At 71.9% G+C, this 23,130-nt stretch carries 21 protein-coding genes; 13 read left to right on the top strand and 8 right to left on the bottom strand.

What is annotated here, in order from left to right; genetic code table 11:
- Window positions 1-37: 37 nt before the first annotated feature.
- The 3 genes from ETD85_RS28360 (at window position 38) to ETD85_RS28350 (ending at window position 4,672) form a co-directional block, all read left to right on the top strand.
- A complete protein-coding gene (locus ETD85_RS28360) occupies window positions 38-841 on the top strand; it encodes an SRPBCC family protein (RefSeq protein ID WP_138692839.1) in 804 nt (267 codons plus the stop codon).
- Between the two features lie 136 nt (window positions 842-977).
- The gene (locus ETD85_RS28355) at window positions 978-3,611 is read left to right on the top strand and encodes a CDP-glycerol glycerophosphotransferase family protein (protein ID WP_138692838.1); all 2,634 of its coding nucleotides are present in this window, start codon (window positions 978-980) and stop codon (window positions 3,609-3,611) included.
- Window positions 3,608-4,672: a glycosyltransferase gene (locus ETD85_RS28350; RefSeq protein WP_240779476.1), complete on the top strand. Its 1,065-nt coding sequence runs from the start codon at window positions 3,608-3,610 to the stop codon at window positions 4,670-4,672. The genes ETD85_RS28355 and ETD85_RS28350 overlap by 4 nt, the downstream gene beginning before the upstream one ends.
- Before the next feature lie 27 nt (window positions 4,673-4,699).
- Here the strand turns inward: ETD85_RS28350 and ETD85_RS28345 are convergent, their stop codons facing one another.
- From ETD85_RS28345 to ETD85_RS28335, 3 genes are read right to left on the bottom strand one after another with little or no spacing between them, the layout of a single operon-like run.
- Window positions 4,700-5,740 (bottom strand): sulfotransferase family protein, encoded by a 1,041-nt coding sequence (locus ETD85_RS28345; protein WP_138692837.1) that lies wholly within the window; start codon window positions 5,738-5,740, stop codon window positions 4,700-4,702.
- Window positions 5,741-5,761: 21 nt separating this feature from the next.
- Window positions 5,762-6,580 carry a CDP-alcohol phosphatidyltransferase family protein gene (locus tag ETD85_RS28340; RefSeq protein ID WP_240779474.1) on the bottom strand — a complete coding sequence of 273 codons (819 nt, stop codon included), beginning with the start codon at window positions 6,578-6,580 and terminating at the stop codon, window positions 5,762-5,764.
- Between the two features lie 48 nt (window positions 6,581-6,628).
- Window positions 6,629-8,071 carry a glycosyltransferase family 2 protein gene (locus ETD85_RS28335; protein WP_138692836.1) on the bottom strand — a complete coding sequence of 481 codons (1,443 nt, stop codon included), beginning with the start codon at window positions 8,069-8,071 and terminating at the stop codon, window positions 6,629-6,631.
- Window positions 8,072-8,195: 124 nt separating this feature from the next.
- On the opposite strand from ETD85_RS28335, the gene ETD85_RS28330 reads away from it, so the two are divergent.
- Together ETD85_RS28330 and pseI are read left to right on the top strand one after the other, a co-directional pair.
- Window positions 8,196-8,720 carry a GNAT family N-acetyltransferase gene (locus tag ETD85_RS28330; protein WP_138692835.1) on the top strand — a complete coding sequence of 175 codons (525 nt, stop codon included), beginning with the start codon at window positions 8,196-8,198 and terminating at the stop codon, window positions 8,718-8,720.
- Window positions 8,717-9,760, top strand: a complete 1,044-nt coding sequence (pseI, locus tag ETD85_RS28325; protein WP_138692834.1) for a pseudaminic acid synthase — start codon at window positions 8,717-8,719, stop codon at window positions 9,758-9,760. The genes ETD85_RS28330 and pseI overlap by 4 nt, the downstream gene beginning before the upstream one ends.
- On the opposite strand, the gene ETD85_RS28320 is transcribed toward pseI, so the two are convergent.
- Window positions 9,741-10,742, bottom strand: a complete 1,002-nt coding sequence (locus ETD85_RS28320; protein WP_138692833.1) for a PseG/SpsG family protein — start codon at window positions 10,740-10,742, stop codon at window positions 9,741-9,743. The two genes, pseI and ETD85_RS28320, sit on opposite strands and share 20 nt — an antisense overlap.
- Window positions 10,739-11,467 (bottom strand): cytidylyltransferase domain-containing protein, encoded by a 729-nt coding sequence (locus ETD85_RS28315; protein WP_138692832.1) that lies wholly within the window; start codon window positions 11,465-11,467, stop codon window positions 10,739-10,741. Before ETD85_RS28315 ends, ETD85_RS28320 begins: the two co-directional genes overlap by 4 nt.
- 95 nt (window positions 11,468-11,562) lie before the next feature.
- Between ETD85_RS28315 and pseB the strand changes: the two genes are divergently transcribed.
- Window positions 11,563-12,540, top strand: a complete 978-nt coding sequence (pseB, locus tag ETD85_RS28310; protein WP_138692831.1) for a UDP-N-acetylglucosamine 4,6-dehydratase (inverting) — start codon at window positions 11,563-11,565, stop codon at window positions 12,538-12,540.
- Entirely contained in the window at window positions 12,540-13,664 is a 1,125-nt protein-coding gene (locus ETD85_RS28305) for an aminotransferase class V-fold PLP-dependent enzyme (RefSeq protein ID WP_138692830.1), read from the top strand. Before pseB ends, ETD85_RS28305 begins: the two co-directional genes overlap by 1 nt.
- Window positions 13,665-13,692: 28 nt before the next feature.
- On the opposite strand, the gene ETD85_RS28300 is transcribed toward ETD85_RS28305, so the two are convergent.
- The 3 genes from ETD85_RS28300 to ETD85_RS28290 are packed head-to-tail and all read right to left on the bottom strand — an operon-like array spanning window position 13,693 to window position 18,091.
- The gene (locus tag ETD85_RS28300; protein ID WP_138692829.1) at window positions 13,693-15,588 is read right to left on the bottom strand and encodes a glycosyltransferase family 2 protein; all 1,896 of its coding nucleotides are present in this window, start codon (window positions 15,586-15,588) and stop codon (window positions 13,693-13,695) included.
- Window positions 15,589-15,608: 20 nt separating this feature from the next.
- Entirely contained in the window at window positions 15,609-17,210 is a 1,602-nt protein-coding gene (locus ETD85_RS28295) for a class I SAM-dependent methyltransferase (protein WP_138692828.1), read from the bottom strand.
- A gap of 8 nt (window positions 17,211-17,218) precedes the next feature.
- A complete protein-coding gene (locus tag ETD85_RS28290; RefSeq protein WP_138692827.1) occupies window positions 17,219-18,091 on the bottom strand; it encodes a hypothetical protein in 873 nt (290 codons plus the stop codon).
- Between the two features lie 164 nt (window positions 18,092-18,255).
- Here ETD85_RS28290 and ETD85_RS28285 point away from each other — a divergent pair, with 164 nt between their 5' ends.
- Genes ETD85_RS28285 through ETD85_RS28260 form a run of 6 tightly spaced genes read left to right on the top strand, consistent with a single transcriptional unit; the run spans window position 18,256 to window position 23,116 of the window.
- Window positions 18,256-18,504 carry an acyl carrier protein gene (locus tag ETD85_RS28285; RefSeq protein WP_138692826.1) on the top strand — a complete coding sequence of 83 codons (249 nt, stop codon included), beginning with the start codon at window positions 18,256-18,258 and terminating at the stop codon, window positions 18,502-18,504.
- Entirely contained in the window at window positions 18,479-19,237 is a 759-nt protein-coding gene (locus tag ETD85_RS28280; RefSeq protein ID WP_138692825.1) for an SDR family NAD(P)-dependent oxidoreductase, read from the top strand. The genes ETD85_RS28285 and ETD85_RS28280 overlap by 26 nt, the downstream gene beginning before the upstream one ends.
- Window positions 19,237-20,544 carry an AMP-binding protein gene (locus tag ETD85_RS28275; protein WP_138692824.1) on the top strand — a complete coding sequence of 436 codons (1,308 nt, stop codon included), beginning with the start codon at window positions 19,237-19,239 and terminating at the stop codon, window positions 20,542-20,544. Before ETD85_RS28280 ends, ETD85_RS28275 begins: the two co-directional genes overlap by 1 nt.
- Window positions 20,541-21,566: a LuxE/PaaK family acyltransferase gene (locus tag ETD85_RS28270; protein ID WP_138692823.1), complete on the top strand. Its 1,026-nt coding sequence runs from the start codon at window positions 20,541-20,543 to the stop codon at window positions 21,564-21,566. The genes ETD85_RS28275 and ETD85_RS28270 overlap by 4 nt, the downstream gene beginning before the upstream one ends.
- On the top strand, window positions 21,566-22,789 hold the full coding sequence (locus tag ETD85_RS28265; RefSeq protein WP_138692822.1) for an acyl-CoA reductase: 1,224 nt from the start codon (window positions 21,566-21,568) through the stop codon (window positions 22,787-22,789). The genes ETD85_RS28270 and ETD85_RS28265 overlap by 1 nt, the downstream gene beginning before the upstream one ends.
- Before the next feature lie 15 nt (window positions 22,790-22,804).
- Window positions 22,805-23,116, top strand: a complete 312-nt coding sequence (locus tag ETD85_RS28260; RefSeq protein WP_138692821.1) for a hypothetical protein — start codon at window positions 22,805-22,807, stop codon at window positions 23,114-23,116.
- Window positions 23,117-23,130: the final 14 nt, after the last annotated feature.

Below are 23,130 nucleotides of genomic sequence, written 5' to 3'. Positions count from 1 at the left end.
ACGTAGTGTCGCAACCACCGGGAGAAGGAGCGGATCGATGGCGATGCGGTTCGAGCACGAGTTCACTGTTCCCGTTCCGGTCGAGCAGGCCTGGGCCGTGCTGCTCGACGTCGAACGGGTGGCGCCGTGCCTGCCAGGGGCGACGCTGGACATCTTCGAAGGCGACGAGTTCACCGGCAGGATGAAGGTCAAGGTCGGCCCGATCGTGGTGACCTACAAGGGCTCGGCCAGGTTCGAGGACGTGGACAAGGACTCCTACTCGCTCGCCATCCAGGCTTCGGGCAAGGAGGCCAGGGGCTCGGGCACCGCCTCCGCCACCGTGCGGGCGCGGATGACGCCGAGCGGCGAGAGCACCACGGCGGTGACCGTGGAGACCACGTTCAACGTGACGGGGCGGCCCGCGCAGTTCGGGCGGGGCGTGATGGCCGAGGTCGGCGGGAAGCTCATCGAGAGGTTCGCCGGCAACCTGGCCGAGCTGCTCTCGGAGCCCACCGTCGAGCAGATCGCGCCGGCCCAGGACGCCGCCCCCCAGATCGCCGCCACTCAGGACGCGACCCAAGACAGCGCCCAGGACAGCGCCCAGGACAACGACCTGGACACCGCCCACGACACCGCCCACGCTGCTCCCGCGCAGGACGAGCGGCATCTGAGCGCGGTGCCGGCGCCCGAGCAGGACGTCCGGCCGACGGGCACCATGCGCACCTCGCGCACCCCCGACGAGGAGGCGCTCGACCTGCTGGAGATCGCCGGGCAGCCGCTGCTGAAGCGGCTGGTGCCCATCGCCGGGGCGGTCGCGGCCCTCGTGTTCATCGTCTGGCTGATCCGCCGGCTCACCCGCTGACCCGCCCGCCACCCGCTGGGTGATTTGTCGGCTTCTACACCGCTTTTCGGCAAATACTCATTCAAGTACGGACACTTCACCGCAGCACGGGGAAGTGCCATTCCCGCAGGTGATTTGACCAGCGGGGGGACTTGGCATGCCGGACTGCACCGTTGTCGTGATCTCGTACAACGACGCGGGCCGCCTGCCCAGGGCCGTCGGTTCCGTGCTCCGTCAGTCGCTGCGCGACGTCGAGGTGATCATCGCGGACGACGCGAGCACGGACGACACGCCCGAGGTGGCGGCCCGGCTCGCGGTACGCGACCCGCGGGTGCGTTACCTGCGCAGGCCGGTCAACAGCGGCGGCTGCGGCGCGCCCAGGAACGACGGCGTGGACGCCGCGCGCTCCCCCTACGTCATGTTCCTGGACAGCGACGACGAGCTGCCCAGGCACGCCTGCAAGAGCCTGCTCGCCGAGATCGAGCGGACCGGGGCCGACTTCGTGTCGGGGCAGATCTCGCGGCTGTACGAGTCGAGCGGGCGGCTGCGGCCGTACTATCCCTCGCTGTTCGCCAGGCGGCGGGTGGTGGCGGGCATCAGGGAGGAGCCCGAGCTGTTCCTCGACTCCTTCAGCACGAACAAGCTCTACAACGTCGCCTGGCTGCGCGACCACGTGCTGCGCTTCCCCGAGGACATCCACTACGAGGACCACGTCTTCGCGACCGAGCTGTACGCCGTGTCGCGCAGGTTCGCGATCGTGCCGTGGGTGGTCTACCACTGGCACCGCGCGGAGTCCAACGACTCGATCTCGCTCAGCATCAACGACCTGGAGAACGTGCGGCAGCGGATCATCGCCGCCCGGCTCAGCGACGACATCCTGCGCGGCTACGGGGCCGGGGACCTGGTCCCCCACCGGCAGCTCCGGTTCCTGCGCCAGGACCTGCGGGTCTATCTCAATCCGCTGCCGGCCAGGGACCTGGTGTGGATCAAGGAGTTCGCCGCGCTGGTGCGGCCCTACCTGGAGGAGATCCCGGCGGAGGTGCTGGAGGAGATCGACCCGCTGCAGCGGGTGTGCTGCCGGCTCATCCTCGACGACCGGATCGAGGACCTGCGGGTGGCCGCGGGCTCGCTGACCGGGCCGAGGGCCGCGCCGCGGGCGGCCGTACGGGTGGACGGGCGTACGTACTGGGGCACGACGGCGTCGCCCGGCATGGACATCACCCGGCTACGGCTGGCGGAGCTGCCCTTCACCGCCTCCAGGCTGCGGCACGAGGTGGCGAAGATCGCCGCGGACGGCGAGCGGCTGCGGATGACCGTGCGGACCTACGACCCGTTCGGGGCACTGCCGGTGGAGTGGACGGCGTTCCTGCAGCTCGGCAAGACGCGGATCCCGATCCGTCCCGAGCCGTCCGGTGAGGGCGGGTACCTCAGCGAGATCGTCTGCACCCCCTCGGGCAAGTGCGACCCGCGCATCGGCTTCACCAGGACCTCCGACGGGCACACGACGACCGACCGGCTGATCGTCGATCCGCACCTCAAGCCGATCGAGCTGCCGCACTGCACGGTGCGGGCCGAGGGCTGCACCGGGTACCTGTGCGTGCGCCCCGACTCCAGTCCGAAGTCGCTGTGGCGGCGGGTCAAGCGGCACCTGATGCAGCGGTTCAACACGCCGCGGAACAAGCTGCTGGCCTACAAGGTGCTGATCAGGGTGCTGCCCCGGCGGCGGAACCTCGCGCTGTTCGAGTCCGACGTCGGCAAGGGCTACAGCGGCAGCCCGCGGGCCATCTACGAGGAGCTGCGGCGGCGCTCGCTGGGGATCGACGTGGTCTGGTCGGTGGCCAAGGGCCGCAAGAACTTCCCCTCGGACGCGCGCCTGGTCCGCCGGGGCAGCTGGCGCTACCTCTGGACGATGGCCCGCGCGGGGATCTGGGTCGACAGCCACGGGTTCCCGCTGGACTACCCGAAGCCCGCGGGCACCCGCTACCTGCAGACGTGGCACGGTCAGGGCATCAAGTCGATCGGGTTCGACGCCCCCGACCTGCGCGGGGACTTCGACAAGCCGCGGGCGCAGTGGCGGGCGGCGGTGGCCAGGTGGGACGCGCTGGTGTCGCCGAGCGCGGAGTTCTCGCGGGTGTTCCTGCCCTCCAACGGGTACGCGGGCAAGGTCTACCGCTGCGGAACCCCTCGCTGCGACGCGCTGGTCAGGGCCGAGCCGGCCAGGTCCGAGGTGATCGAGCGGCTGGAGATCCCGCCCGACCGGAAGATCCTGCTCTACGCGCCCACGTACCGGGACCGGGTCAAGGGCAGCGGCAAGTCGGTCAGGGCGGACCTGGAGCTGCTGGCCGAGGAGCTGGCCGGCGAATGGGTGCTCATCCTGCGCACGCATCCGGTCGAGCGCTACCACCCGCCCGAGCACCTGAAGCACTTCGTGCGCTCGGCGGGGTCCTATCCCGAGATCAACGACCTGATGCTGGCCTCGGACGCGCTCCTGACGGACTACTCATCGGTGATGTGCGACTACGCGCTCACGGGCAAGCCCATGCTGTTCTTCATCGACGACTGGGACGACTACCGGCTGTCGGAGCGCGGCGTCTATCACGACCTGCCGGCCATCGCGCCCGGACCATGCGTCTCGACGACCCCCGACCTTATCGCCGCGCTGCGCGACCTGCCCGCCGTGCACGCGGCCTTCGCCGGGCGGTACGCCGCCTTCCGCGAGCTGTGGTGCGCCGACGAGCGCGGCGACGCGGCGGCGCGGATCGTGAGCGACTTCTTCGAGGAGGCCCGGTGAGCGTCGTCTTCGCGTGCATGGACGCCGACACGCTCGGCGGCGTCCAGCAGGTCACCCACACCCTCGCCCAGGGGCTGGCGCAGCGCGGGCACGAGGTGCACGTCGTGGGGCTGCACCGGGCCGCCACGCCGTTCAGGTACGTGGACCGGCCGCTCTACCACCACCACGTGATCGCCGGCAAGCCCGTGGGGTCGCGGGGGCGCCTGGCCAGGAGGCGGGCCGACCGGCGGCTGAAGGAGCTGCTCGCGACGATCGGGCCGGGCTACGCGGTCATGACCTCGCCGTCGGTGGTGACCCGGCTGGCGGGGCTGCTGCCCGCCCGCTTCCGGCCGATCGGCCAGTATCACGGCTCGTACGACCACGCCCGCGACTGCTGGCACCTGGGCTCGATCAGGCGCCACTACCCCCAGCTCGACCAGGCCGTCTTCCTCAGCGGGGACGACGCTTGGCTGTTCGCCGAGCACGCGCTGCTGCCCAACACCTGGACGCTGCCGAACCCGCTGGCCGTCTGGCCCGAGGAGATGTCCGCGCTGACGGCGCCCCGGGTGCTCGGCGTGGGCCGCCTGGAGGGGGTCAAGCGGTTCGACCGGCTGATCAGCGCGTTCGCCCGCTCCGGCGCGCCGCCGCCGTGGGAGCTGCACCTGATCGGCGACGGCTCCGAGGACGGGCGGCTGCGCGCGCACGCCGCCGGGGAGGGCGTCGGCGACCGGGTGGTCTTCAGGGGGCTGGTGCCGGCCGCGCGGATGCCCGGCGAGTATCTCGGCGCCTCGATCCTGGCGCTGACCAGCGAGCACGAGGGCCTGCCCATCGTGCTGCTGGAGTCGGCCGCGCACGGGGTGCCGTCGGTGGCGTTCGACGTGTCGGGCGGCGTGCGCTCGGCCGCGTCGCTGCTGGTGCCGCCCGGCGACGTGGCCGCGTTCGCGGCCGGGCTGGCCGGGCTCATCGACTCCCCGGAGGAGCGCCGGCGCCTCGGCGCCGACGCCCGGGCACGGGCCGAGGGCTTCCGCCTCGACCACGTGCTGGACCGGTGGGAGTCGATGTTCGCCCACATCGAGCGCTGAGCCCCCGCCCTGGACGCGAGCCCGGTCTCAGACGGCAGGCTCGGTCAGCTCGGCGCGCTGCTGCGGCACGCCCGCCAGCGTCCGCTGGCCGGTCGTCAGCATGGCGGCGACGGGGCTCGGCTCGCGCAGCCGGTTCAGCCGGTCGCGCATGCCCTTGCGCATCCGGCTGGCCTTGCGCTTCTGCATGGTCTTCTGGGCGGCCGTCACGTGCTCCTTGGCCGGCTTGGGCGCGCCGCTCAGCTCGTAGCCCATGGATTCGAGGCGGTCACCGAGCATGTGCTCGCACAGGGCGACCTCCCAGTCGTCCAGCCGGTTCGCCCAGCTCCCCACGCGGCTGCGGGTGACCTCCTGGTGCGTGTTGCTGTGCCAGACCTTGTGCTGCGGCACCGCGACGCTGGCCGCCTCGCGCGGCGAGATCATCGACGGCGAGAAGTCCTCGTCCAGGAAGTGGCAGAGCTTCTTCAGCTCCGTCATCGGGTCGTCGGTGAGGTCCTCGTAGCGCAGCTCGTAGTAGGTGTCCTCGGGCAGCGTCCGCTTGAGCCGGCCGCCCGCGTCGATGGCCTCGGCCCAGGTGGAGACGGCGTGGAAGGAGTCCAGCGTGTACCAGGGCATCTCCTTCAGCGAGGCCACGCAGTCGCGGCCGTCCCTGATGAGGTGGATGAACTGGGCGTCGGGGAAGAGCCTGAGCAGCAGGTCCACCTGCTTGACGTAGCTGGGCCGCTTGTCCCCCCAGCGGGCCTTGTCGAAGCGGTCGGCGTACATCCGGAAGGCCGTGCCGATCACGGAGCCCAGCGAGCCTGGGCCCTCCACGGCCTCCTTGATGAACTCGTCCTTGTCGATCTTGAGCTCGCGGAACTTCGTGCTGCGGTCGGTCGCGATCCACTGCGCCAGGGCGCGGCGGCGGGAGTCGAGCCGGAGGTCGCCCCACGTGCGACGCCGGTAATAAGCGGGAACGAGGAAGCGCGTCTCCGGCGGCACCGCCATGCGCGGGTGCGAGTGGAGCATGAGCTGGAGCATCGTGGTGCCGGACCGCGGGCATCCGATGACGAAGACTGGCCGGTCTGACATTTCGTACTAACCCCCGAAAAATTAGACGAGAACGTGCTCTCTGCTCTCCTGGGTGGAGGCTGCGCTGTGCCTGCGCGTGAAGAGCCACATCCGGTAGACAAGGAAGACTTCGTTGGCGAGCAGCAGCGCCCCGGACAGCACGGCGAGCGGGATCAGCGCCCATGCCCCCGCAAGGGGCGCGATCACGAACACCGCGGCGTGGAACTCGATGCCGCTGATCAGGTGCGAGCGGACCCGGTGCCTGGCCAGGAACCGGTTGAGCCGCCTGGGGAAGCTGCGTGGCCGCGTCCGCCCCTGCGGCACCCGCTCCAGCGGCTCCTCCTGCTCCGGCTCCGGCTCCTCCTCGGGCTCCTGGCGTTCCTCCCTGACCGCCTCGCGTACGCGCTTCATCTGCGGCGCGTTGACGTACCTGAACAGGTCCAGGACGGCCACCGCAGCGCCGAGAACGACGTAGCGCACATCTCCGGTCAGGGCGTACTGCCCGTACGCCAGGCCCCCGGCGCACAGGACCACCCTGATCCGGTCCCCTACGTAGTCCAGCCACAGGCCGAAGGGCGTCCCCGTGCCCTTGAGCCTGGCGATTTTGCCGTCCACGCAGTCGATCATGAAGCTCAGATAGAAAACCAAGGCGCCCGCTACGAGCTGGTTCGTGGCGAAACAGGCGGCTGACACCGTGCCGAGGACCAGCGAGAGCACGGTGAGCCCATTGGGCGTCAGCCGGGTGTGGTTGGCGACGGGAAGGGCGACCCGGCAGGCGACCGGGTCCACGAAATACACGGTCCACCAGGAGTCTCTCCGCTTGCGTGTCTCGTAGACGTCCTCGAGCGAATAGGTCCTCATGGATCCCAGCATGAACACGTATCGCGCCCGAGCAATTACTGTCTGGAACTACTGGGTGATGTCCATGCCGGTTCTTGACCAACCCGGCACGGAAAACCGCCACGCGGAGTTCGCGTCACCGTCCCTGAACCACCCCTTCAGCACCAGACCGCGCGTCTCGGCACGCGCCTGGAGCCGCCAGCTCGGCCCGCCGCCCGCCAGCCGCGCCGGGTCGACGTTCGCGACCACGCCGAACCGGCCCGAGCGCCGCACCTCCAGCGGCACCCGGCGGCGGCCGTCGCTGAGCCACAGCCCGACCTTGCCGATCCTGCGCTCCACCCGGTGCATCGACACCTGCCCGCGCAGGCGGAACTCGGTGCCGGTCCACTCGCACGCCTCGACCCTGGCGATCAGCTTGAGCTCCTCGCGGGCGTCGAACACCTCGTCGGGGATCCGGAGCCGGCGGTCGCGGAAGAAGGGGTAGTCGCCGTACCAGTTGGTGGTGCGCAGCCCGCGCGGCACGATGCGCGTGCCGTCGGCGTGCGCCCGCCGGAAGTCCCGCACCCTGCGCAGCTCCGCGACCAGCCCGCGCCTGAGCAGGTGCAGCTCCAGGCGGCGCAGCGACGGCGCGGTGGCCAGCACCTTCGGGCCCAGCTCCCCCACCCAGGCGTCGGCCAGGGCCAGCAGCGGCCCGGTCTCGTCGCTGTTCTCCAGCGCCTGGAACAGGAACAGGATGTCCTTCTCCAGCACCAGCGCGTCGAAGCCGTCGAGCAGCTCGGGCGCCCGCTCGTCGAGGAAGGCCCGGACCGAGCGGATGGCCGCCAGCCGCTCGTAGAGGTTGGGCAGCTCGGCCCGGCGCTGCGTGATCGAGGTCTCCCCCGACTCGCGTTTGCGCCAGTGGTAGACGACGTCGCCGACCATGTCCACGCTGGTGGCCAGGACGTGCGCCTGCATGGCGACGGGGACGTCCTCGTAGATCCCCGCGGGGAACTCCAGGCCGTGGCGCTCCCAGAAGTCGCGCCGGTAGACCTTGTTCCAGACCGTGCGGTCCCTGATGAGCACCTGCTTGTCGGTGATGTGCGTGCACAGCTCAGGCCGTCTGAACGCCTTCTCGTGCAGCGTCGACTCCTCCAGCACGCCTTCCACGAGCCGCCCCACCGCGCCGCACGCGAGGTCCGACCCGGTCTCGGCGAGCTTGGTGACGAGCACCTCGTACGCCTCGGGCGGCACGACGTCGTCGCTGTCCGCGAAGGCGAGATAGGTGCCGCGGGCCTGCCGGATGCCCTCGTTGCGCGCGGGACCCGGCCCCATGTTGCGCTGGCCGATCAGGACGAAGCGGTTGTCGCGCGCGGCGAAGTCCTCGGCCACCCGCCGGCTGCCGTCGTCGGAGCCGTCGTCGACGAGGATGACCTCGATGTCCTCCAGGGTCTGGGCGGCCAGCGACTTCAGGCACTCGGTGATGTACGGCTCCACGTTGTAGACCGGGACCACGACACTGAGCAGGGGGATCATGCCGATTGCTCCTTGGCTCGGGATGGGATCGAGGGCAGCATGCCTCGGTGGCCAGGCGGATTCCCGCTCCGATACCCGTCCCTGATGAGCTCTTTACCGGACGCGTAATCCGCTACGTTGTGCAATGGATCGAGCACGAATAGTAGGGGGAGCTGTGCTGAGAAGCGTCCAGGACGATGATCTGCCGGTTATGCTCCGCTGGCGCAACCACCCGCGCGTGCGCGCCGCCAGCTTCGAGACGCACGAGATCGCCGAGGACGAGCACGCGCGCTGGTGGGCCACCGCCCGCGGCGACGCGGGCAAGCTCGTGCTGATCTACGACCACGAGGGGGTCGCGGCCGGCGTGGTGACCTACGCGGGCCTGCCGACCGGGACCGGCCGCTGGGGGTTCTACCTGGATCTGGACGGCCTGGAGCGCTCGGGGGAGCTGCTGCGGGCCTGGATCGGCCTGGAGCGGGCGGCCATCGAGCACGCCTTCGGGCCGCTCGGGCTGGCCGCGCTGCGCGGCGAGGTGCTGGCCGACAACGAGCCCGTCAGGCGGCTGCACCGGCGGTTCGGGTTCGAGGAGATCGACGCCTACCAGCGGGTCGTGGACGGCGTTCCGCGCGACGTCGTGGCCATCCAGCTCAAGAGGAAGGAACAAGCATGATCTCCATCGCGGGACGGCCGATCGGGGCCGAGCATCCGCCGTACGTCGTGGCCGAGCTGTCCGGCAACCACAACGGCAGCCTGGAGCGGGCGCTGGACATCGTGGACGCGGTGGCCGCCGCCGGCGCGCACGCGCTGAAGCTGCAGACCTACCGGCCCGACACGCTGACCATCGACGCCGACGGGCCCGCCTTCCGCCTGGGCGACGACCACGACCTGTGGGGCGGCGAGCGCCTCTACCAGCTCTTCGAGCGCGCCCACACGCCGTGGGAGTGGCACGAGCCGATCTTCGAGCGGGCCAGGGAGCGCGGGCTGGCCGCCTTCTCCTCGCCCTTCGACCCCACCGCCGTCGAGCTGCTGGAGAAGCTCGGCGTGCCGGCGTACAAGATCGCTTCTTCGGAGATCGTGGACCTGCCGCTGATCAGGCTCGCGGCGGCCACGGGCAAGCCGCTGATCATCTCCACCGGGATGGCCACGATCGGGGAGATCCACGCCGCGGTGGACGCGGCCCGCGCGGCCGGGTGCACGCAGCTCGCCGTGCTGTCCTGCACGGCCTCCTACCCGGCCGCGCCGTCCGAGAGCAACCTGCGGGCGCTGCCGCTGCTGTCCACGCTCACCGGAGAGGTGGTGGGGATCTCCGACCACACGTACGGCCTGGGTGCCGCGCTGGCCGGGGTCGCGCTGGGGGCCTGCCTGATCGAGAAGCACGTCACGCTGTCGCGCGCCGACGGCGGGGTGGACGCGGCCTTCTCGCTGGAGCCCGCCGAGCTGGCGGCGCTGGTGACGGAGAGCGAGCGGGCCTGGGAGTCGCTGGGCAGCCCGGTGATCGGCCCGCGCCCATCCGAGCGTGAGGGGCTGCGCTTCCGCCGCTCGCTGTACGTCGTGCGTGACGTGCGGGCCGGCGAGCGGGTGACGGCGGAGAACGTCCGCTCGATCCGGCCCGCGGGCGGGCTGCCGCCCGAGACCGCGCGCGAGGTGATGGGCCGCGCCTTCACCAGGGACGTGCCGTTCGGCACGCCGCTCACCTGGGATCTGATCTAGCCAGGGCCAGCAGGGCGTCGGCGACGCGTTCCCTGCCCCGGCCGTCCACCAGGCCGCCGCCCCGCCTGCCGTGCTCCTCGCGGGCGGCGGCGTCGCCGAGCAGCCGGGCCAGCACGCCGACGGCCGCGGCGTCCGGCGCCCGCCCGAGCCCCGCCGCCGCGCCCCGGCCCACGAGCTCCTCGTAGCCGATGAGCTGGTTGTCCGCCACCCAGCTCAGCGCCGTGGGCACGCCGAGGTAGAGCAGCTCCCAGATGGCCGAGCCGGCCGCCGTGACCACGAGGTCGGCGCCGGCCATGAGCTCGGGCAGCCGGTCCGTCGGCCGGACCACGGTGATCGAATCTCCCGCCGCGAACGGCTCCGGGCTCACGACCGTGCCGCGGAACGGCCGCCCGGTCTCGACCAGCGCCCGCGCCCAGGCAGGGGCGACGCCCGCGCTGTCGGTGCCGCCGAAGAAGCACAGCACGTGCGGCTCCGGCCCGCGTCGCGGCTCCCGCCTGCGCCGCCGGACGCTGTCGCGCAGCAACGCGTACCGGGCCCCGGCCAGCCGCGTTCCGTCCGCGGCCGGCGCGTGGAAGGGGCGGCGTTCGGCTCCGAGGTTCTGGTCGAGGTAGAGGTCGGCCTCCTGGCCGAGCGGGTCGCCGTCGACGATCGCTAGCACGGGGAAGCCCGCCTCCCTGAGCGCGGCTCCCGTGCCGGCCGGCAGGTCGTAGGAGTCCAGGACCAGGGCGTCCAGGCGGAGCTCGCAGGCCAGCGCGGCCAGGCGTACCGGAGCCGAGGGCGCGGCCCGCAGCGGCAGCCCGCGCTCTCCGAGCTGCGCCGACGCCCACGGGGAGCCGGCGACCTCGCCGAGGAAGACCACGTCGGCGCCGCGGGCGCGCAGCTCCTCGGCCAGCGCCACGCAGCGCACCAGGTGGCCGACGCCGCCGCTGACCCCGGCGTCGCAGCGCACGCCGATGCGGACGGCCGCCTGCTGCGCCCTCACGCGTCCTGCAAGGACTTCTGCCGCACGTGGGCGTTGAGCCCGGACACCTCGGGCCGGGCGCGCAGCCAGCTCACGAGCCTCTCAACCGGCACGCACCGGTCCCCCAGCTCGGCCACCACCCGGGAGATGAGCCACCAGTCGTCCTCGGTGTCGAGCGTGACCCGCAGGTCGTCGGCGGCGGGCTGGTAGGCCAGCCCCAGCAGCCGCGTGTCTCCGGGCTCCGCATAGACGTAGGAGGTCACGTGGGTGCGGTGGTAGCCGGTCGCCTCCCGGTCGGCCCGCTCCAGCGCATCCTCGCGCACGATCTCCACGTCCAGCCCGCGCGGCAGCGTGCGCGCCAGGCTGGTGCTCAGGTAGCCGAGCCCCGGCACGGCGCGGAAGACCAGCGCCGCCTCCCTGATCACGGCGGGATCGAGCAGCGGGCAGTCGGCCGTGAACCTCATCACGGCCTCGGCCTTCCGCCCCGCCAGCGCCTGGACGAACCGCGTCAGCACGTCGTCCACGGGCCCCCGGTGCCAGGCCACGCCGAGCCGGCGGCACTCCTCGACCACCGCGTCGTCGGCCGCCAGTGTCGTGGTCGCCACCACGAGATCGTCGAGCACGCCCGCCTCGCATGCGGCGCGGATCACCCAGCCCAGTACGGATCGACCACCCAGGTCGCGCAGCACCTTCCCCGGCAGGCGCGTCGAACCCATGCGAGCCTGAACAATTCCGACAATACGCACCGAAGCCCCATTCCCCTGTGTGACCGTGCGTGGTTGACCGATCGCGCTATGCTACCGGCTGCTTGAACGACTACTGCGCGATTTCAGGGGGCCACGTGAGCATTCTCAGTGGATCGTCCGTTCTGATCACCGGGGGCACGGGGTCCTTCGGCAAGGCTTTCATCCGCCACGCACTCGACTCGCTCGGGGTGCGGCGCCTGGTGGTCTTCTCCCGCGACGAGCTCAAGCAGTACGAGCTCAGGCAGCTCTTCGACGACGACGAGCGCCTGCGCTGGTTCATCGGCGACGTCCGGGACCGCGACCGGCTGGCCCGCGCCATGCACGGCATCGACCACGTGGTCCACGCCGCCGCGCTCAAGCAGGTCGACACGGCCGAGTACAACCCGTTCGAGTACGTCCGCACCAACGTCGCCGGCTCCCAGAACGTCGTGGAGGCCGCCATCGACTGCGGCGTGCGCAAGGTGGTCGCGCTGTCCACCGACAAGGCCTCCAGCCCGATCAACCTGTACGGCGCCACGAAGCTGGTGGCCGACAAGCTGTTCGTCTCGGCCAACCACTACTCCGCCGCCTACGAAACCCGCTTCTCCGTGGTCCGCTACGGCAACGTCGTGGGCAGCAGGGGCTCGGTGGTGCCGTTCTTCCTGCGCCTGGCCGAGCAGGGCGGCAGCCTGCCGATCACCGACAAGCGCATGACCAGGTTCTGGATCACGCTCGACCAGGCGGTCAGGTTCGTGGTCGACTCCTTCGAGCTGATGCAGGGCGGCGAGCTCTACGTGCCACGCATCCCCAGCATGCGCATCACCGACCTGGCCGAGGCGCTCGCGCCGCAGAGCCCCGTCTACGAGATCGGCATCAGGCCGGGCGAGAAGCTGCACGAGGAGATGATCGGGCCCGACGACGGCCGCAGGACGCTGCGCCTGGCCGACCGCTACGTGGTCCAGCCCACGATCGCGACCTGGGGCTACGCGCCGCCGCGGACCGGCGAGCTGCTGCCGGAGGGCTTCTCCTACCGCTCCGACACCAACGAGCAGTGGCTCTCCGTCGACGACCTGCGCAGCATGGTGACCGCCTGATGCTCCCCTACGGACGGCAGTCCATCGCGGAGTCCGACGTCGAGGCCGTCGCCGAGGTGCTGCGCGGCGACTGGCTCACCACCGGGCCCGCGGTCGGCCGGTTCGAGGCCGAGCTGGCCCGCTGGACGGGCGGCGTGCCGTGCGTGTCGGTCACGTCGGGCACGGCGGCGCTGCACGTCGCCTACGTGGCGGCCGGGGTGCGGAAGGGCGACGAGGTGGTCACCTCGCCGCTGACGTTCGTGGCCACGGCCGCCACGGCCGCGCTGCTGGGCGCGCGGGTGCTGTTCGCCGACGTGCAGGACGACACGGGCAACCTCGACCCCGAGGCCGCCGCGGCGCTGGTCACCCCGAGGACGCGGGCGATCACGGCGGTGGACTACGCGGGCCACCCGGCCGACTATGACGAGCTGCGCACGGTCGCCGACCGGGCCGGCGCGGTGCTGGTGGCCGACGCGGCCCACTCGATCGGCGCGGCCTACAAGGACCGGCCGGTGGGGGCGCTCGCGGATCTGACGACGTTCTCGTTCTTCCCGACCAAGACCGTGACGACGGCGGAGGGCGGCGCGGTGGCCGCGACCGACCCCGGGATGTTCCTGCGGGCCGCCGGGTTCCGGAACCACGGCCTGGTACGGGAGCCCGCCGGGCTGCGCCACGCCGACGAGGGCGGGTGGCACCAGGAGGTGCACGCGTTCGGGCTCAACTACCGGCTGCCCGACGTGCTGTGCGCGCTCGGCCTCAGCCAGCTCGGGCGGCTGCCGGGCTTCCGCGAGCGCAGGGCCGAGCTGGTCGCGCGCTACAACCTCCTGCTGGGCGGCGTGCCGGGGCTCGGGCTCCCGGCCCAGCGGGCCTACGTGACGCCGAGCTGGCACCTCTACCCGGTCAGGATCCGCGACGGGCGCCGGCGCGAGGTCTACGACCGCATGCGGGCCGCCGGCATCGGCGTGCAGGTCAACTACCTGCCCGCCTACTGGCATCCGGTGTTCGAGGATCTCGGCTACCGGCGCGGGCTCTGCCCGCGGGCCGAGTCCTACTACGCCGAGGAGCTGTCGCTGCCGTTGTTCCCCGGCCTGACCGACGCCCAGCAGGATCGGGTCGTGGAGACCCTGGCCGGCATCCTGTCCTGACCGGCCCGCCGGGCCCCGGCCGGGCGGATCACCGCTCGGCGAGCAGCAGGCAGCCGTCCTCCCCCCTGTCGATGAGGAAGCGCCGGTCCGCGACGGTCGCGACCGGCCGCTCCTTGGTCCGCACCAGCGGCCGGATGGCCCTGCCCTGGTCGATGACGACCTCCCACCACGACTCGTGCCCGACGCTCTCGTCGATGTCGGCCAGCGGCACCCGGGCGTGGAAGTCCTGGCCCGACAGCGCCACCGGGAAGTACATCTCCTCGCCGTCGCTCCTGCGCCGCAGCCTCAGCACCGGATCGCCGTCGCCTACGTCGGCGATCTCGCCGGAGAACACCAGGTCGCCGCCGTCCATCCGGCACTCGCCGATGGTCGCCTCCGCCTTGCGCAGCCGTACGCCCCAGGCGCCCTTGGCCGTGCGCACCGGCACCAGCCACACGCCCGACTTGCGGCGCGGCGCGGGGATCAGCGGCGGCAGCCAGCGCGGCCCGGCCACCCGCCCGTCGAGCCGCAGCCCCTGGCTCCTGAGCTGGAGGCACAGGTCCCAGTGACCGCGCCGGGCGAGCTGCGCCGGCGACAGCGCCGCGGGATCGAAGGCGAACCGGAAGGGGAACGCGTGCTCGGGCACCCGCGTGCCGTCTTCCTGCTCGACGTTCTCCCAGGTCGGCGCGGTGTCCTGCTCGGAGAGCAGCACGATCTCGCCGGTCTCGCGCTCCTCCATCCAGACGCGTACGCGCACGCGGCGCAGCCCGCCGACGTCGAACCTGCCCACCGACACCCGGCCCACGCCGCCGAGCACGCCCTCGCGCCAGTCGAGGCTCACCAGCCTGGCGGTCAGGCCCAGCTCGCCGGAGACCTCCGAGAGGTGTTCGGGCATCGACGGGTGCCGGCCGTACCAGCGCCTGCGCAGGAATCCGGCCGAGCTGACCCTGGGCTGCAGATGCCCGGCGACGGCCTGCTCGTGGACGTCGGCCAGGTCGTCCAGCCGGCGCCGGTGCAGCAGGTGGACCTGGAGGCGGTGCTCGAACGGGACGCTCTGCCACGCCTCGCGCGACACGCCGTCGAGGTAGCGGACGATCAGGTCGAGCAACCCGCCGTCGACCCCGGTGCCCGCGGCCGTCATCGTGGCCACGGCCTCCACCGCCACGCCCATGTCGATGTCGAGCGTGTCGCGGTCGAAGTGGCGCTTGAGCGGCGGCGCCGCGCGGCTGAGCAGGTCGGCGGTCGCCAGCACGGACAGCAGGCGGTCCCGCAGGTTGCCCGGCTCCAGGCTGCGCTGGGTGATCGAGGAGCCGGGCTCGTCGCGTTGCCGCCAGTGGTAGACGATCCTGGCCAGCACGTCCACGGACCTCGCTCCGACATGGGCGGCCATGGCGACGGGCTGGTCCTCGTACATGCGCTCGGGGAAGCTCAGGCCGAGGCCGTCCCAGAAGGAGCGGCGGTAGACCTTGTTCCACAGCATGCGGTCGCGGATCAGCAGCGGGTGGCGGGTGATGTGGGTGCGCTTGACTGGCCTGGCGAACGCCTCCCTGTGCGCCCACGACGGGATGAGCAGGTTCCGGTAGAGGCGCATGACGTTGCCGCAGGCGAGATCGGAGCCGGTGGACTCGAGCGAGGACACCAGGCGCTTGAACGCGTCGGGGGGCACGGTGTCGTCCCCGTCCACGAAGGCCAGGTAGCGGCCCCGCGCCTGGCGGACGCCGACGTTGCGGGCGTGCCCCACGCCCCTGTTGCCCTGACTGATCAGGCTGATCCTCGGGTCTTCCGCCTGGGCGGCCGCGACCACGGCGGGGCCGCCGTCGCCGCTGCCGTCATCGACGCAGATCACCTCCAGGTCGCCCATGGTCTGGGCGGTGATGGAGTCCAGGCAGGGTCCGATGTACTTCTCGACGTTGTAGAACGGGACGATCACCGAAAGAACCGGCACATGCACTCCTCGTGGTTTCGTCAGCCGGACAGCAGGCGTATGACTCGGCGGGCGACCTTGCGGGGGCGGGCCAGGCGTCGGGAGAGGCGGTATCCGAGCGTCCTGCGGTAGGCGGTGGCCTTGCGCTGGGACCTGCGCAGCTTGGCCTTGGCCCTGACCAGCTCGCGTTCGCGGTAGGAGAGCTTGGTCTCCAGGCGCGAGATCCTGGCCAGCGCCGCCGTGAGCTGGTCGGCCAGCCGGTCGCGCGCGCCGAGCAGGTCGCGGTAGGTGGGCGCGTGCTCGGCCAGCTCGGCGGGCTGGCCCAGCTCGGCGTCCAGCTTGCGGGCCAGGTCGAGGTCACCGGGACCGCAGGGCCGCCCGGCCATGCCGCACAACGTCAGCGTGAGCTGGTCGGCCTCCAGCGGCCACGGCCACGGGTGATGGTGACCCGCCGCCAGCAGCCTGACCGCGAACCGCCACAGGATCCGGCAGAGCACCACCCGGGGCTCCGGCGTCCTGGACGGGATCCGGCCCGGCCCGATCGCCGCGAACCGCTCGCCGTCGTAGACCAGGCTGTCGGTCGCCGACGACATGTCGCCGCTCTCCTCCACCCAGGCGGCCAGCTCGGCGAGCACCTCGCGCACGGCTCGTACGTCCTCGCGCGCGCACGCCTCGACCAGGATCTCCTCGACCACCCGGCCGGCCGGGACCGGCCGCTCCTCGCCGTCGGGCAGCCGGCGGGTGCCCGAGCGGGTGAGCTCGTGCAGCGCCGAGCCCTCCTCGATGAGACCGAGCGGCAGCTCCGCCGCCTCGCCCGCGCCGCCCGGCCGGGTGGCCACGGCCAGCCACAGCGGGGCCAGCTCCTCCCCCAGCCGGTGCCTGAACACCAGCCTGGTCAGCCGCAGCGGATCGGCCACCAGCATCCGGTCGCCGCCCCTGGCGCTCAGCGGGAACGTGAGCGCCTCGGGCAGGTCGAAGGCCAGCGCCTCGCGGGCGAGCAGCGCGCGTGGCGCCTGCCTGCAGGGGTAGGCCGCGTAGCAGCGCAGGATGCTCAGCCCCGCGTTCTCCAGCCCGCCGTCGAGCGCGCCGGGCCCGCCCGGGTAGCTCGGGTCGAAGCCGTGCGGCGCCCACTGGTCGTCGCCGCCGTCCCGGTCGGCGGGCCTGGCCTCCATGAACCGGTCGACGCCGAGGTCGTTGCGGACGCCGAGGACCAGCCGGCCGCCCGGGGCGAGCAGCCCGGTCAGCGCGCCGAGCGACTCGCTCCAGGCGGCGGCGGGCGCCTCGGCGGAGTGCGTGCGCAGCAGCCCGTCGAGGGCCAGCACCAGGTCGTACGGCTCGTCGGCGTCGAACACCTCCAGCCGCCCGCAGAAGACCTCCAGCCCCGGGTGCCGGTCGCCGAGCGCGCAGGCGTCGGGGTACGAGCGCAGCAGCGCGGCCGTCGTGCCGGCCCGCGCCACCACGTCGTCCACCAGGAGCTGCGGGTGCGGGCCGACCAGGAGCACCCGGCCGCTCGGCGGGATCATCCGCCTGATCAGCTCCAGCGCCGCGCCGCGCCAGTCGGTGATGCCGGCCATGTTGGACGCGTCGGACCACAGCAGCATCTCGCCGCCGATCAACCGGACGTTCTCGGGTGCCTCGCTCATGCGCGTGCTCATGCCCTCACTCCGCGCGCCGAGTGAGACGAGTGAGACGCCTCCTCGCGCATCCGCTTCCATCCGAACATTCGCCGTAGCTCCTCCGGTGTCGCCTGGTACTCGAATCCCAGCTCGCGCCGCGCCACCTCCGCGGCCAGCCCGGGATCGACGCTCGTGCCGTGCAGCTCGGGCCACAGCCGCATCCGGCGCGCCGTGCCCCCGTATTCGGGGCGCTCGTCCTCGAACTGCATCGGATCGCCGTACACGGCCACGTCGCATCCCACCGAGGCGCCGTAGAACAGCGCGCTGCCGAGCCGGTTGGAGACCACCCTGCGGTGGCGCCGCAGCTGGACCAGCTGCTTGCGCAGGAAGTCGCGTCCCTTCCCCTCCCAGCGGGAGCCGCGCTCGCCATGACAGATGACCCGGAATCCCCTCGATTCATACGAACGTCGAATGTCCGGATTCGCGAATTCCAGCCAATAAAGGCAGACCGTGACCGGTTCATTCTCGACATCTCGGATTTCGTCGGCAAGCCGGGCGTGATCGCCGCTGACGGAATGCTTCTCCCACCCATGAAAGGGATACCAGATCGTACCCTTCCGGTCCGGAACCACGCCCAGACCGGGCTCCTGGTAAAGGAGGTAAATCCAGGGGGCGCCGATCAGATAGTGGCCCCTCCGGCCCATCGACCAGCCCCTGCGCCGCAGCACGTCAGACCAGATGAAACGGGGGTATCCGGGGCTGCACCAGTGATCGTTCGGCGGAAATCCATGGAGATAGTTCCATCCGTGCTGGAGGAAACCCTGGATGCGCTTCGGAGCCTCCTCCGGCAGCCCGCAGTATCTTCCGAGTATGCGGGAGTGCCCGTACCAATGATTGGATTCGTCCATTATTCCCCCTGTAGCGGTTGGCGTGCCCCATCCGACATTCCCAGCACCCAACCCGCGCCACGCGCCGTTATACGCTTCCATTACCCGGGATGGGGTCTTGGTTTTTCCGGGCCGCCAATTGCCGCTACACTGCGTCGTGGCTTGAGGACAGAGAGTGAGTGATCATGAGTCATCTCGATCGCCTGCGGGCCGTCTTCCGCGTGGCGCTCAATCTGCCGGCCGACGCAGACGTCGACGGCCTCGAATACCGTGCCATCTCGCAGTGGGACTCGCTGGCCCACATGGCGTTGGTCGCCGCGATGGAGGACGAGTTCTCCGTCCTGATCGACACCGACGAGATGATCGACATGAGTTCGTTCGCGAAGGCGGCCGAGCTGCTGGAGAAGCATGGCATCGGCGCTGCCGCCGTCTGAGGCCAGGGTCGCCCTGGTCACGGGCTCGACGTCGGGCATCGGCCGGGCCATCGCGGTCAGGCTGGCCGCGACCGGTCACGACGTCGTGCTCCACGGCCGCGACGAGGAGCGGGCCGCGAAGGCCGCCGCAGAGGTCGCGTCCGAGACGGGGGGCCTGACCGACTCCGTCCACGGCGACGTCGCCGACCCGGGGCTCGTCTCGGCCATGATGCGGCAGATCTACCAGCGGCACGGCCGGCTCGACGCCCTCGTCATCAACGCCGGCATCCACGCGGCCGGCCTGCTCGGCATGGTCCGCCACGACACGGTCGGCCGGCTGTTCGAGGTCAACGCCATAGGCGCGACCCACACGCTGCAAGCCTCGCTGCGGCTGCTGCGCCGCGGCGCCGACCCGGCCGTGGTGCTCATCTCCTCGATCATGGGCCGCGCGGGCGGCCCCGGGCAGGCGGTCTACTCCGCCACCAAGGCCTCGGTCATCGGCCTCGCCCTGGCCGCGGCCAAGGAGCTGGGCCCGGCCGGGATCAGGGTCAACGCCGTGGCCCCCGGCTACATCCAGACCGACATGCTCTCCACGCTCGACGACCAGGCCCGCGCGGCCACGGTCGCGGCGACCCCGCTCGGCCGCCTCGGCCGGCCCGACGACGTCGCCCGCGCCACCGCGTTCCTGCTCTCGTCCGACGCGTCTTTCATAACCGGCCAGGTCATCGGTGTGGATGGCGGGCTGGTGCGGTGATGTTCCCACACCCCAGAGCCCGGCTCGTCGTCGCAGGAGAACCGGAGGGCCTCGGCGGCGACGAGCTGGTTCATCGCATCACCCGCACCGCGGACGCGCTGGCCCGGCTGCGGCCCGGCCCGCTGTTCTGCGGCATGCGCAGCAACCTCGCCTCGGTGCTGCGCTACCTCGCCGCGTGGCAGTCGGGCCGGCCGATCGCGCTGCTCGATCCCGACCTGTCCGCCGGCGCGCTGGCCGCCCTGGCGGGCCGGTTCAAGCCGGCCGCGCTGCTGGGGTTCACCCACGCGGCCGACGGCTCGCCGCCCGCGCGCCGCGACGCCCCCGATCCGCACCCCGACCTGGCCGTCCTGCTGGCCACGTCGGGCTCGACGGGCAATCCCAAGCTCGTGCGCCTCTCGCGCCAGGCCGTGCTGGCCAACGCCGCCGCCATCGCCTCCGCGCTGTCCCTCGTCCCTGACGAGATCGCGCCCACGAGCCTCCCGCTGCACTACAGCTACGGCCTCTCGGTGCTCAACAGCCATCTGGTGGCGGGCGCGAGCGTCATGCTGACCGAGGCGGGGCTGCTGGAGCGGTCGTTCTGGACGCATCTGGACGCACACCGCTGCACGTCGCTGGCCGCCGTCCCCTACCAGTACGAGATGCTGCGCAGGCTCCGCTTCGACCGCGCCGAGCACCCGGCGCTCACCACGTTCACCCAGGCGGGCGGTCGGCTCAGCCCCGAGCTCGTCACGGAGTTCGCCGGCCAGTGCGACCGGTTCTACGTCATGTACGGCCAGACCGAGGCCACGGCCCGCATCGCGGTCCTGCCGCCCGACCGGCTCGCCGACAAGCCCGGCTCGGCCGGGGTGGCGATCCCCGGCGGCCGGTTGAGCATCGACGAGGGCGAGGTCGTCTTCCACGGGCCCAACGTCATGATGGGCTACGCCGAGACGGCCGCCGACCTGGCCAGAGGTGACGACCTGGGCGGCGTGCTGCGCACCGGCGACCTCGGGTGGCTCGACGCCGACGGGTTCCTGCACATCACGGGGCGGTCCAAGCGCATCGCCAAGATCTTCGGGGTCCGGATCAACCTGGACGACGTCGAGCGCCTGCTGCGCGACTCCGGCCCGGTGGCCGCCACCAGCGGGGACGACCGGGTGACGGTGTGGGCCGAAGGGCTGGACGCCGCCGGGTGCGCCGGGCTGGCCCGGCGGCTGGGGGCCGAGCTGCGGCTGCACTGGAGCGGGTTCGACGTGCGCGGGATCGATCGGCTGCCGCTGCTGGCCACCGGCAAGGTCGACTACCGCGCGCTGGAGTCGCAGGCATGAGCGTGTTCAGCCTGGCCGAGAGCGAGCGGGAGCTGGTGCTGGCCGCCGAGCTGGCCGCGTTGACGGCCCGGCATCGCGCGGCGTGCCCGCCCTACCGCCGGATCCTCGACGCCATCGGCGCGGCGCCGCCTTACCGGAGGGTGGCCGATCTGCCCTGGCTGCCGGTGCGGCTGTTCAAGACGCACGAGTTGCGCAGCGTGCCGGAGTCGGCGGTGTTCAGGGTGCTGACCTCCAGCGGCACCACCGGGCAGCAGCCGAGCCGGATCTATCTCGACCGCGAGGCCGCGGCGGCGCAGACGCGCATGCTGGCGGCGACGCTCAAGGCCGTGCTGGGTGAGCGGCGGCTGCCGATGCTGGTCGTCGACAGCCGCTCGGTGGTGCGCGACCCGACCCTGAGCGCTCGCGGCGCCGGCGTGCTCGGGATGATGAATTTCGGCAGAGACCACACCTTCGTGCTCGACGAGCACGGGCGGGTGGACGCCGAGACGGTCAAGGCGTTCCTGGCCCGCCACGGGAGCGAGCCGTTCCTGATCTTCGGGTTCACGTTCATGGCCTGGCTCTACCTTCGCGACCTGGGCGCGGACCTGTCGCAGGGCGTGCTGATCCACTCCGGCGGCTGGAAAAAGCTGGCCGCCCAGGCGGTGGACAACGCCGAGTTCCGCCGGCGGCTGGCCGCCGAGTGCGGGCTGAGCAAGGTGCACAACTTCTACGGAATGGTCGAGCAGATCGGGACCGTCTTCCTGGAGGGCCCCGGCGGGGACGGCCTCTACTGCCCCGATTTCGCCAATGTCGTGATCCGCGATCCGGAGACCTGGCAGGAGGCGCCGCCCGGCGTGCCGGGGCTGATCGAGGTGGTCAGCACGCTGCCGACCTCCTATCCGGGCCACGTGCTGCTGACCGAGGACCTCGGCGTGGTGCGCGGCATCGACGACGGCTGCTGGCCGGGCAAGCGGTTCGAGGTGCTCGGCCGGCTGCCCAGGGCCGAGGCCCGCGGCTGCAGCGACACCTTCGGGCAGACCTGATGCTCGACGTCAGGTTTCCGGCCGCCGGAGCCGTGCCCGTCGAGGCGCTGCTCGGCCAGGTGCGCGATGAGCCCGAGACCGGCGGGCCGCTGACGGTCGGGGACGAGCGGGTCCGCGCGTTCCTGTCGGCCTTCGGCAAGCGGCTGCTGCGGCCCGCGCTCGCGCGGCGGCATCCCGAGCTCGGCTCGCTCGGCTTCTTCCTGCGGCCCAGCGAGCTGGCGAGGACCCTCGACGGGCTCAGGACCGAGCACGTACGCGTGCCCCGCGGCCTCATCTTCCACCTCCCGCCCGCGAACGTGGACACCGTCTTCGTCTACTCCTGGGCCCTGTCGGCCCTGATGGGCAACCGCAACGTCGTCCGCCTGTCGCCGCGCGCCGGCGCGGTCGCCGAGGTCATCCTGGAGACGCTGCACGAGTCGCTGGCCGAGGCCGACCCCGCCGTCGCCGCCACCCAGCGGATCGTCTCCTACGACCGCTCCGACGCCGTCACCACCGCGCTGTCGGCCGCCTGCGACCTGCGGGTGATCTGGGGCGGCGATCACACCGTCAGCGAGATCAGGCGGCACCCGCTCGCCCCGCACGCCCGTGACCTGGTCTTTCCCGACCGCTCTTCGTTCGCCGTGATGTGCGCGGCGGCGTGGCTGTGCGCGCCCAGGGCCGCGCGGGTCACGGTCGCCGAGGGGTTCGTCAACGACACCTACTGGTTCGACCAGGCCGCCTGCTCCTCGCCGCGGACCGTCTTCTGGGTGGGGGCGGCGGGCGACTGCGACGCGGCCAGGGCCGACTTCAGCGACCACGTGTCGCGGGTCGTCACGGTGCGCGGCTGGGGGGTGGACGCGGCGATGGCCGTGGAGAAGCGCGTCTCCACCTACGGGCTGGCCGCCGACGGGCTGGCCGAGAGAGTGGAGTTCCGCGGCAACGCGCTGGCCGACGTGACGCTGGCCGCCGCGTCCGCCGCGCCCAGGCGCTGGCTGGGGGCCGGGACGTTCGCGCACGCCCGGCTCGGGGCGCTGGCGGAGCTGGCGGGGCTGGTCGAGCGGCGAGATCAGACGATGACGCACTTCGGGTTCGGCCAGGCCGAGCTGGAGGAGCTGGCCAGGGGGCTGGCCGGGCGCGGGGTCGATCGGATGGTGCCCGTGGGCAGCGCGTTGAGCTTTCACCGCGTGTGGGACGGAGTTGATCTGCCGGCCGAGTTCACCCGACTGGTGACCGTGATCAGATGACCGCCGGGTGATCAGATGACGCTGGCGCCGCCCGAGAGCGCGTTCCGCCGCCTGCCGGCCTCGTCGGGGCGGCGGCTCGGCTCCGGGTGGGTGCCTGCCGGGCTGGTCTGCGCGGGGGCGGTGGCCGTGCTCCTGTGGTGCGGGGTGCCGGCTCGCGACCTCGGGGTGTTCGCGGCGTACCTGACGCTCGGGGTGGCGCTCCCGGGGACGCTGCTGTGGCGGGCACCTGTCTTTTATACACATCTCCGAGCCCACGAGACCCTAAGACATCTCGGATGCCGTCTTCTGCTTGAAAAAAAAACACATGCCATGTATTTCTTAAAATAAAAACATTAGAGGTC

It is taken from the genome of Nonomuraea zeae (assembly GCF_005889725.1).
GTDB lineage: Bacteria > Actinomycetota > Actinomycetes > Streptosporangiales > Streptosporangiaceae > Nonomuraea > Nonomuraea zeae.
Note: the sequence above shows the minus strand (reverse complement) of the source record. Positions and strands in the feature narration are given on the sequence as shown.